The sequence below is a fragment of the Aerococcus sp. UMB1112A genome, assembly GCF_030230715.1.
In the GTDB taxonomy this organism is placed as follows: Bacteria; Bacillota; Bacilli; order Lactobacillales; family Aerococcaceae; genus Aerococcus.
The window spans coordinates 1-10,363 of the sequence record NZ_JASPDS010000030.1 but is presented as its reverse complement, the minus strand read 5'-3'; the positions used below and the strand labels follow the sequence as shown (position 1 = coordinate 10,363).

Annotated in this window: 13 protein-coding genes and 2 pseudogenes; 5 read left to right on the top strand and 10 right to left on the bottom strand. The window is 37.4% G+C overall.

The features are described 5' to 3' along the window. Positions 1–212: 212 nt before the first annotated feature. A complete protein-coding gene (locus tag QP860_RS10035) occupies positions 213–410 on the top strand; it encodes a helix-turn-helix domain-containing protein (RefSeq protein ID WP_080552721.1) in 198 nt (65 codons plus the stop codon). Between the two features lie 125 nt (positions 411–535). On the opposite strand, the gene QP860_RS10030 is transcribed toward QP860_RS10035, so the two are convergent. From QP860_RS10030 to QP860_RS10015, 4 genes are read right to left on the bottom strand one after another with little or no spacing between them, the layout of a single operon-like run. After that, positions 536–1,396, bottom strand: coding sequence for a transporter substrate-binding domain-containing protein (locus QP860_RS10030; protein ID WP_013439485.1), 861 nt, complete (start codon positions 1,394–1,396; stop codon positions 536–538). Positions 1,397–1,407: 11 nt separating this feature from the next. Then, positions 1,408–2,148 (bottom strand): amino acid ABC transporter ATP-binding protein, encoded by a 741-nt coding sequence (locus tag QP860_RS10025; RefSeq protein WP_013439484.1) that lies wholly within the window; start codon positions 2,146–2,148, stop codon positions 1,408–1,410. Between the two features lie 9 nt (positions 2,149–2,157). Then, positions 2,158–2,832 (bottom strand): amino acid ABC transporter permease, encoded by a 675-nt coding sequence (locus QP860_RS10020; RefSeq protein ID WP_003615006.1) that lies wholly within the window; start codon positions 2,830–2,832, stop codon positions 2,158–2,160. Next, complete coding sequence (locus QP860_RS10015; RefSeq protein ID WP_003615004.1) at positions 2,813–3,472, bottom strand: amino acid ABC transporter permease; 660 nt, start codon at positions 3,470–3,472, stop codon at positions 2,813–2,815. The genes QP860_RS10020 and QP860_RS10015 overlap by 20 nt, the downstream gene beginning before the upstream one ends. 374 nt (positions 3,473–3,846) lie before the next feature. Here QP860_RS10015 and QP860_RS10010 point away from each other — a divergent pair, with 374 nt between their 5' ends. The 3 genes and pseudogenes from QP860_RS10010 to QP860_RS10005 form a co-directional block, all read left to right on the top strand. After that, positions 3,847–4,254: a MerR family transcriptional regulator gene (locus QP860_RS10010; protein ID WP_003613477.1), complete on the top strand. Its 408-nt coding sequence runs from the start codon at positions 3,847–3,849 to the stop codon at positions 4,252–4,254. 115 nt (positions 4,255–4,369) lie between these two features. Next, on the top strand, positions 4,370–4,444 hold the full coding sequence (locus QP860_RS10575; protein ID WP_227028481.1) for a hypothetical protein: 75 nt from the start codon (positions 4,370–4,372) through the stop codon (positions 4,442–4,444). Between the two features lie 98 nt (positions 4,445–4,542). Next, positions 4,543–4,998 (top strand): annotated as a pseudogene (locus QP860_RS10005) (transposase); the annotation flags it as partial. Here QP860_RS10005 and QP860_RS10000 read toward each other — a convergent pair. The 6 genes from QP860_RS10000 to folB form a co-directional block, all read right to left on the bottom strand. Continuing rightward, the gene (locus QP860_RS10000) at positions 4,978–5,262 is read right to left on the bottom strand and encodes an N-formylglutamate amidohydrolase (RefSeq protein WP_003626340.1); all 285 of its coding nucleotides are present in this window, start codon (positions 5,260–5,262) and stop codon (positions 4,978–4,980) included. The pseudogene QP860_RS10005 and the gene QP860_RS10000 sit on opposite strands and share 21 nt — an antisense overlap. An 81-nt stretch (positions 5,263–5,343) precedes the next feature. After that, entirely contained in the window at positions 5,344–5,880 is a 537-nt protein-coding gene (locus QP860_RS09995) for an NUDIX domain-containing protein (RefSeq protein WP_013439481.1), read from the bottom strand. Between the two features lie 11 nt (positions 5,881–5,891). Further along, positions 5,892–6,983: a dihydropteroate synthase gene (folP, locus tag QP860_RS09990; RefSeq protein WP_013439480.1), complete on the bottom strand. Its 1,092-nt coding sequence runs from the start codon at positions 6,981–6,983 to the stop codon at positions 5,892–5,894. Then, positions 6,973–8,310 carry a bifunctional folylpolyglutamate synthase/dihydrofolate synthase gene (locus tag QP860_RS09985; RefSeq protein WP_013439479.1) on the bottom strand — a complete coding sequence of 446 codons (1,338 nt, stop codon included), beginning with the start codon at positions 8,308–8,310 and terminating at the stop codon, positions 6,973–6,975. The genes folP and QP860_RS09985 overlap by 11 nt, the downstream gene beginning before the upstream one ends. Further along, positions 8,294–9,367, bottom strand: coding sequence for a GTP cyclohydrolase I FolE (folE, locus tag QP860_RS09980; RefSeq protein ID WP_041811733.1), 1,074 nt, complete (start codon positions 9,365–9,367; stop codon positions 8,294–8,296). Before folE ends, QP860_RS09985 begins: the two co-directional genes overlap by 17 nt. Next, entirely contained in the window at positions 9,364–9,714 is a 351-nt protein-coding gene (gene folB / locus QP860_RS09975) for a dihydroneopterin aldolase (RefSeq protein WP_003614991.1), read from the bottom strand. The genes folE and folB overlap by 4 nt, the downstream gene beginning before the upstream one ends. Positions 9,715–10,168: 454 nt before the next feature. Here folB and QP860_RS09970 point away from each other — a divergent pair. Beyond that, positions 10,169–10,297: pseudogene (locus QP860_RS09970) on the top strand (endonuclease III domain-containing protein); the annotation flags it as partial. Between the last annotated feature and the right edge of the window lie 66 nt (positions 10,298–10,363).

The following is a 10,363-nucleotide window of genomic DNA, read 5'->3' as shown; positions in this document are numbered from 1 at the left end:
CAAAGGCCTTGTGCTTTTTTATTGGCTAAACTATTGAATTTTCAAGGTACAAGCCCACTTTTGTAAGTGGGAAGTTTGAGTTACAATTTAAAATTCAATTTAGCCGTAAATTATTTTGAACAGAATTTTATGGATAAAAATTGTTCCATAAACACTGTATGTAATAATTTAAATATTTCTCTAAGTTATTTATATACATTGCTTATTGAAAAATCAATCTTTCCCCACGATCTTTTTTAAAGCAATTAAGAATAAATCAAGCAAAGAAAAAATTATGTAATACAGAGGCTTCTATTGGACAAATTGCTAAAGAAGTAGGATTTTTAAATCAATTTAATTTTACACGTTCTTTTAAAAATAGTTTAGAGTTAAGTCCTGAAAATTATCGTAAAATATATAAAAATAAATAAGTGACTAGGAAAAATTAGAAATTAAAAAATCCTACTAAATCTCGGTGTTGCCAAACCTTAATCTAATAGGATTTTGTTTTTGAGTAGAAGTCTAGAACCTGTTAAAAATAGATTTTTTCAAATGTTTATCTCAACACAATATCAGTTGGCTTAATATCCTTACCAAAGTAAGGCGCTAATTCTTTTTGATAATCCTGTACAAAGAAGCCTTCCTTCGTTAGTTTAGTAATCTCATGATTTGTCCATTTAAGCAGTGAACGATTGCCCTTCTTTACGGCTGGGGCCACATACTGACGAGGTCCAATACTCTTAATGCCAACTACATACTTAGGATTTTTCTTAACCCAAGCATAAAGGTAAGAATTGTCATCAGCTAAAGCTGCACCACGACCATTCTTCAATGCATTGAATTGCTGCGTCTTAGAATCAAACTTTAATAAATTAACTCCAGATTGCTTTGCAAAATAGTTTTCGGCAGTTGTTCCCTTGGTAACGATTAACTTCTTGCCCTTCAATTCTTGCGCACTATTAATTGGAGCATTTTTAGGTGAAATTACTCCAACTGATACTTTCATATATGGTTTTGCAAAATCAACTACATCTTTACGTTCAGGAGTTACTGTAAAGTTAGCTAAAACGATATCCGCTTTATTTGAATTTAAAGTATCTACACGATTGTTGGCATTGACTTGTATAAAACGAATTTTAACGTTTAAATCTTTGGCAATTCTGCGAACCAAGTAAACATCATAGCCTACTCTCTTGCCTTGATCATTTACCCAGCCATATGGTGGTAAATCACCAAAAACTGCAACTCTGATATAACCACGACGTTTGATTTCTGAGACGCCATTCTCATTGCTCCAACGGCTGCCAGCAGTACCGCTGTTTAAGTTAGGTTGTGTAAAACCAAAATAAGCGGCACTTACCACGACTATTAGAGCAACAATACCCATAATAATGTTAAAAATATTTTTCTTTTTCATTGGCTTTATCCTTAATAATCCATGCTGTCTAAGAAGTCTTTAGCTCTTTGCGTCTGAGGATGATCAAAGAAGTCTTTTCCTGGAGTATCTTCTAAAATATGTCCATTTTCTAAGAAAAGTACTTCGTCCGCAATTCTAGAAGCAAAGTTCATTTGGTGGGTAACAATAATCATAGTCATATGGTCACGTTTAGAAAGGAGTTCAACGATTTCTTCAATACCGCGTACCATTTCTGGGTCAAGGGATGCAGTGATTTCATCCAAAAGCATTACTTCCGGCCTCATTGCTAATGCACGAACGATGGCTACTCGCTGCTTTTGACCGCCTGATAATTCTCTAGGATAAGCATTTAGATATTGATCTAATCGCACTTGTTTTAGCAGTTTAATTGCTTCTTCTTTAACCTCGTTTTCATTTCGTTTTTGTACTTTCACTGGGGCAAGCAAAACATTTTCTATCACAGTAAGATTCGGAAAAAGATCATAGCTTTGAAAAACCATACCGATTTTTTGTCGCAGCATTTGCCATTCTTTTGGACTAGGATTAATTTTCTTTCCATGGAAATAGATAGCTCCCTTTTTATAATCCTCTAACCCATTCAAAGTTCTAAGCAAAGTACTTTTACCAGAACCTGATGGTCCAAGTAATGTTAATACCTCACCTTTTTTCAACGAAAAATTGATGTCATGTAAAACTTGACGGTCGTCATAAAACTTATCTAAATGCTCAACTTTTAAAATTTCTTCTGTCATTGTGCTCACCTATTTGCTTTCCTTAGTTAATTTCTTAGCCCAAGCTGATAATGGATAGTCGAGGACAAAATATAAGATAAATATCAGTCCATAAACCCAGAAAACACCAGTTGGATTTTGCTGATTATTTGCTTCGATAATTTGCTGGCCAACGTTAATTACTTCCATAATGCTGATGACAAGTAAAAGTGAAGTGGTTTTAATTACTCTGGTTGCTAAGTTGATTGTTGCAGGAAGCTCTAACTTAACTGCTTGTGGCAATAATACATATCTAAATAATTGGATTTTGCTTAAGCCTAATGCCAGTCCCGATTCACGCTGGCTCTTAGGTACTGATTCGATTGCTCCGCGAACAATATCGCTGAATTCTGCTGCTACCCATAGTGAAAATGCCAGAACTGCCATCCAAGTTGCTGGCCAGTTAACATGAAAAGTTCGTGGCAAAATATAATAGACCAAGTAAAGTAAAACGATTGTAGGTACTATTCTGAAGAATTCTAGATAAATTCGTAAAGCAAATCGAATGATTTTATTAGTCAAAGTTCTAAGAATACCAAAAATAGTTCCAATAGCTAAACCAATTATTAAGGAAATAGCTGCAATCCAAATGGAAGTCCAAAGACCTGCCATTAAACGAGCAAAATTGCTCCCTTCAAATAAAACGTTAATTCCCGAATGCACCATAACGAACTCTCCTTTCAAGCCAAGTTAATAAAAGAATTACTGGGATCAAGATAATTGCATAAGCAATAACCAACATCAGTAAGTATTCATTGGAACGGTAGTACATGCCGATTAAATCTAAAGCTGTATTGGTTAATTCAGGGATTGCAATTACTGAAAAAATGGATGTTTCTTTAATTAAAAAGATAATATTAGCTGTTAAAGCAGGCAAGCTTAATGCAAAGCCTTGTGGGAAAACAACATAGCGCGCTAATTGAAAACGGCTCATTCCTAATGCTTTTCCGCTGTTAATTTGGCTAGTAGAGATACCATTGAAACCACCAGTAAATCCCTCAGCCATGTATGCTCCACCTAGGAAAATTAAACCGATAATACCGCAAACTTCAGCGGACATTTTTATTCCGATAACAGGAAAAGCGTAGTACAAGAAAAATAATTGAATTAAAAGTGGCGTATTTCGTGCTAGTTCAACATATGCTGTCATGATCTGACTAATTACCGGTATTTTAAAATATTGTGTTAAGCTAGCGATTATTCCAACAATAATCGAACCTATTATCCCTATTAGCGATAACCAGATCGTGAGTCCAAATGCATGGGCAAATAATGGCAACGCTTGTTGTATGATTGACCAATTCATAAGATCTTACCTCCCAAAGACCAAACAAAAAAGGATCTACGAACCAATTCAGTTCGTAGATCCTTAAATAGCTAAATTAAAAAATCAAGTTAACTATAGATTATATTGAAGTACGTCATGCTGAATTAGCGTATGCAAAAAAGTATTGTCTTTTGGACAACATGCACAGTTTTGACATACAGCTTGTAAATTCAACATGTTAGTACTCCTTTCTGACTTTTAGTAACTCTTGTTGACTATTAGTGTAAACCCATGCTTACTTATTGTCAATTGATTTTTATAAATTGAGCATAAAAATCGATTATGAAATATTTCAAAAATGCTTGACTTGGAGTTAACTCCAAGTAGTATCTTAAATTCAAGAGGTGAATCAAATGACTGATCTAACTATTACAGATGTTAGTGAAAAATACCACTTAAAACCAGATACCCTTCGTTATTACGAACGGATTGGCTTAATCCCTGCTGTTCCTCGTAAAAAGAATGGCAATCGTTACTATAACGAAGGATTACAAAAGTGGATCGAAATGATTGTTTGTCTGCGGCATTCTGGAATTACCGTAGAAGCATTGGTCGATTACGTTAAGTTAATTGAGCAAGGCGATTCTACCCTGCAAGCTCGTGAAGATTTATTAAAAGAGCAGCTTGCTTTACTTGAAACTAAAAAGAAAAATTTGAATCGTTCAATTAAACGTTTAGAGCATAAAATTTTTCTTTATGAAAGCGGAGAAATCAAGCAAGGTAAAAGTTATTTTGAAGAATATAAGATTTTAGATGATTAGGAGCAAAAAAATGAAAGATTGGACTAAAGAAGAATTAGATGTTTTAAACAAGATAACTACTGTCCAAAACCATCCTAATGATTAGGGCCAGAGTTTTCAAGACTCCCCTATTTGGGTGGTAACCAACAATAATCACGTTTATTTAAGAGCTGGTAAAGGCAAAGAAAGCAAATGGTACAAGTCGGGTTAAAAAAAAACGGTGGTGCCATTGAATTTAATAATCAAACCTATCCAGTAAATTATGTAGCTATTGAGGATGAAGATGAAATCAAAGCAGTAACAGATAGGCAAGGGCGGTCAGCCCGAACTTCGTTCGTCATTTTAGATGCCCAAAGCATTAAGAACACCGCTACCGCTGAAAATAAGGGTTACGATGGTGGCAAGAAAATTTCCGTCATTAAGCGCCATTTAGCCGTCGACATCACTGATCGTGACGGGGCGATTGCACTCGTCACCCTTAATTTAGAGCAGTTTAAATTGGTTCGAACCATGATGGTTGATAGTGGTTATACCGGCCAAAATTTTGCCAATGAGATTAGCAGTTTAACCTCAGCCAAGGTAATCGTCGTTAAAAGAAATGAGTTACACCAATTTTCGGTTATCCCCCAACGGTGGCTCATTGAACGTTCATTTAGTTGGTTGGAAAATTATCATCGTTTATGGCGTAACTGTGAGCGTAAGCTCAACACTAGTCTCATGATGGTTTCGTTAGCTTTTATCAGGTTACTTCTCAAAAGATACTAAACAGTTTCTGAAAGTATCTTTCTTTATCGAAAGCAATTTTTGCAGCTGCTGATGATACGGCTGATAGAATTGGTCACGTCGTCGATTAATTTTCCAACTTGACGGTGGCGTTTGATACAAAGCATGGCCAAATGTATTCTTGGCATATACAAGATGATAGTAATCACCAGTTAGTCCCTCATTCGGATCACGATTGGGATCAATTAGATACCGGTTCAAGTTATTTTCTAAAACTGTAAACCCAAGCCCTGGCAAAAAAATCATACAATTCCCTTAAAAACCAGTCGCTATTAGCTAAAACAGCCGTTTCAATTCGGCATTATAAACTTAGTAATTTGACATAACTTAATCACCTGATTTGATAAGTGCAAAATACTTTGCAAACTCTGTCGGTGCTTGGGCTTGCGTTAATAAAGAAACCGGTAATTCGGAATTGCTTCGAGTACCAGGTTCAATTAAAAAGTGAAAGCGAAAGTCGACGTGTTGATGCGCACTCTCACCCTTAACCGGATTAGCTGGAATTGCAATCAGGTTAACATCAATCAGCTGACCACTTTCAGGCTTCACCTGATAGCCGGTTTCTTCATGAAATTCCCTAACTGCGCAGTTAATCGGCAGCTCACCCGGTTCAACGTGGCCGGCCGGCAGCAGTGTTGTTCGTAGATACGGATGACGAATAAAAAAGCCGGCATTTTTTGAAAAGACCATCGCACTGGCAGACAAGTGGACCTTGGATTTTCGATTTCGAAGTTCAGCCGGTTGCTGATCGGTCAAAATTCCTTTAATTTGAACCAACTTTTTATCTGGTAACCATGAAACCGGCAACTCAGCAAGTTGGTCGATCGCCTTAATAAGCACTGACAAATAAGGATCTTGAGGCATTCTTATCACCTTTACTTTAGCAATAGCTGATCTTTTAGCAACTCAAAAGCATCGATTAGCTGACGAGTTTCTTTTGCATCATGTACCCGAATAACCCGACCGCCAAGAACCGTCATAAATGCTTCAAATAGCAGCGTTGGAATCAATCGATCATCCGCTGAGTCCAAATTAAACAGCCGTTTAGCAAAACTTTTTCGCGAAATTGCAATCATAATCGGTGTTTGAAATTCTGCCATTAATTTCGTTAATTTCATCTTAATCAGATCAAAAGCTAACGTATTATGATCAGAAAAGCCAACGCCCGGGTCAATCACAATGTTTTCTTTTTCAAGCCCAACGCCTGTTAAATCGCTAATTGTATGTGTAAAGAAATCCATCATTGTTTTTGATAAGGTTTCCGTTTGCTCATTGAAGTTCCGACCATTAAACATCGTTACAACAGCAGGTTTGTATTTAGCAATTAAATTCAGTTTCGCTTGAGAATTAAAGCCATCGATGTCGTTAATAATTTGAATACCATTTTTTAGTGCTTCTTCAATAACCGCGTTTGTATTGGAATCAATTGCCAAAACAATATTTGGAAAACGCTTGTGAATAGCGTCCAAAAACGGTTTAATTCGCCCCCACTCCTCTTCAGCACTAATATCATCAAAGTGCGGCTTGGAAGATTTGCCACCGACTTCAAAGATGGCAGTTCCGGCTGCCAGGTCTGCTTCAATTCGTTTCATAACCCCATCGACTGAAGCGTTTCTCCCACCATCGTAAAATGAATCCGGCGTCAAGTTTAAAATCGAATAAATAATTGGTTTGGTCGTAATATCAAAGTCAAATCCCCGACCCTTAAAATGGATTTGAGAAGCTGCCTGGATTTGCTGCAGCGTACCGTTTTCAGCGCCAAACACTTCTGGCCAACTTTTAATTACAGCTGCCAATTCCGTTTGCGTAAATGTCGCGATGACTAGCGATGACGAAATCGAAAGATTTGCAGTCTGGTCAGCTAACAGATTAATTAATTTGGGTAATTCTTCTGTATTCGCATTAAAAGAAATGGTGACGTTGCCGCTGAATGTTTGTTGACGATTGTTTATTTTTTTAATTTCCATTATGCTCACTCCTAGATAGTAGATATGTTCGAATCGGATTTAATAGATAAAATGAACCAACAACTAAGATAACAGTAGTTGGTGAAGCCGTCATAATAGCTTGCTTAATTGCTTTAACCGGAGAAGTAAATTCTGGAAATTGCCGGTTGGTATATTTTTGATAAACATCCGCCAATTTAACCGGTGAAAGTTCGCGCTGCTGATTTTCCGGCTGCGTGATAATAAACGAGCTATTTTTGAGAGTAAGCAGTTTTTGAACCGCTATTTCATAAGATTTATCCTTTAAAAAACCATTAACAATCAGCTTGGGAGCATTTGGATACAGTTTCTGAACCGTCTCAACAAATGCACTGATGCCGTCAGGATTATGGCCACCGTCCAAAATGATTTTTGGCTTTTGCTGAACCGTTTCAAAACGTCCCGGTATAACCAATTCAGCCAAAGAATGAGCCAAGATATCATCCAGTCGCTGTTGAAATGACGTTCGTTTCACAAAATCGAAAAACCAAGTCAATACCGTTGCCAAGTTTTCAAGCTGATAGGTCCCGGCCAAGCCAAAGCGAAAAGTACCGCTTTGCTCACTGTGCCCGAGCAAAGCTCGATAATGAACCTGTTTGCTACGCTTTGATTGTTGCGAGGTAGTTATTGTGACCCGATCAGCGTTCAAAAAAAAAGCCTGTTTTGACACAGCTTCATTTTCTAATACCTTCAACGCTTCAAGCGACTGATTCTGAGCCGTAATCGTAACGTTATGGTGCCTGATAATTTTAGATTTAGTAGTTGCAATTTCTGTAATATTATTTCCCAAAATGCCAACATGATCCAAGCTAATCTTGGTAAAAATTGAGTACATTGTTGTGGCCACGGCATTTGTTGCATCAAGTTCACCACCAAGGCCACATTCCAAAACAACGTAATCAACCCGCTGTTCGGCAAAATACAACATTGAAATTAAAAATTGCGCTTCGAATTCGGAAACTTTAACGTTTGCAAAAGCTGCTGTTCTCAGTAATTTTTCAATCACCGAGATCTTTTCTTCGAAGATTCGACTGGGAATATTTTTAAAGTCAATTTGAATGCCATTGTAAATTTCGCCAATATAGGGACTGGTAAATAGCCCAACCCGGTGACCCATTTGTTTAAGAATTGCGGTAATCATCATTGCCGTAGAACCTTTTCCGTTAGTACCGCAAATATGAATAATTTTAAATTTCTGATCGGGACTGCCAAGTGCTTTTAAAATCCGTTTGAGCAAACCAATCCGATCGCCCTGATCATACAGAAACGTTGGAAACTCGGTAGCATTAAGTTCAGATTGTTTTCCCATTAACATCACCTATCGAGTTTAAAAATGCTATTCTTAACGCCTGGTCGGTCTCAAAAACACCAAAAAAACGAATCGTCCGAGTTAATGAATCAGCCTTTTTAACTCCCCGCATTTCAACACACATGTGCCGGGCGTCAACAATAACCGCCACTCCCTTGGGTGCCAGAATTCGGTTCATTTGGGCAACAATATCATCAGTCAGCTTCTCTTGAAGGCCCAACTTGTGTGATACAAAATCAACCAGTCTCGGGATTTTACTTAAGCCAATAATTTTCCCGTGATCAGGTACGTAAGCAATGTGGGCTTTCCCCCAAAACGGCATCATGTGGTGCTCACACATTGAATAAAACGGAATGTTTTTCACCATCACCATTTTTGAATTATCAGTCTCTTTGGTATTAAACAATTTATAGTCTTCAAAATTATCCAACCCCTCAGACGAAAAAATTTCATTATACATCCGGGCGACGCGATCCGGTGTCTCCACCAGTCCTGGTCGATCCGGATCATCTCCGATCGCATTCAGGATTTGACGAATTGCGCTTTCAACGACTTGTTTAGATTGCGTCTGCTTTTGTACAAGTTGAATTGTTTGATCTGCTTTTTGAAGTTTTTGAATTTGAGCCTTAATTTGATTATAAAATGGAAATTCAGGTGTCACGATTTCCAGTGTTGGTACCAGCACAAATAAACGGTTGAATGCTTCCGGATGCGGAATAATCAGCGACTCAGTCTTAATCTTTTGATCACCCCAAAAAATAATATCAACATCCAATGTCCGCGGTCCCCAATGTACATCACGGGTCCGGTGCAAATGCAATTCGATTTGGTGGATTTTGGTTAACAAGTCTTCCGGTGAATCAGTTGTTGCGATTTTAAGCGCAATATTTATAAAGGCCCGCTGGCTCACATTACCAACCGGTGAAGTTTCATAAAAACTTGAAGCTTTATCAATCAAAATAGCCGGGTCGTTTCCCAACAGCGCAACGGCTTTGTTAATATAGGCTTCACGATTACCGATATTACTACCTAAACTTAAAATGACATTTTCCATCATGATTGTTTCATCTCGATTTCCACATTATTAAAGACGCCGTCAACCGGTAAGTTTAATTTACGGATTCGAACAGTGACCGTCTGAATCCGACTATCCAATTGCTTAATAGCAGTTAAAATTTTCTGAGCCAGTGTTTCAACCAGATTGACGTGATTTTCATCAATAATTTTTTCAACAATCGGATAGAAGTCTCCATAACTAACCGTGCTTGCTAATTGATCGGCAACCGGCACTGCATTAATGACCGCTTCCAAATCAACTTGAAGGGTTTGGCCAACCTTCTTTTCTTCCGGCAGGACGCCAATGTGCCCATGAAACTGCATATTTTGAACTCTGATCGTATACATAACAAAAACTCCTCGTATTTCTAAATACAACAAAAAGCGGTTCGCGGCAACCGATTATTGCCAGACGCACCGCTAAAAATTAACCCAGTAATTTATTTTTAATGCGTTCAAATTGCGTTGAGTTGAGCCCAAAATAAATAATTAAGATTTGAAGTGGTGTTGCAATCGCTTCTTTTGACAACCAGCAGGTAAATAGCCAATAAATGGCATCTTATACATTAAACTCAACCAAAGCGTGTTTAAAACCGTGTTAACAAACACTGCAATAATTAGTTACGAGACGATCACTCGGGTCCACGTAATCTTCTGCTGATAGAAAAAGAGACCGTATATACTTTATATAGCTTACTTCATATTTTAACCACTTTTCTTAAATTTGCAATACAATAGAATTGCAATACAAATTTGCAATACAATAGAAGTAGTCAAATTATCTAATAAGATGAGGTTTACCATGAAAGAAATCACTTTAAATCAGCTTTATGACATCATGTATTACCATCTTGATCCAAATGGATGGTGGCCTGGCCTCTCTGATTGGGAGGTGATTTGGTCGACAGTTTTAATTCAAAACTTAAACTTCCCACACCAAAAAGAACTATGAAGCCTTGAAAACTCAATAGTTTAGCCAGTAAATATTCAATTAAGC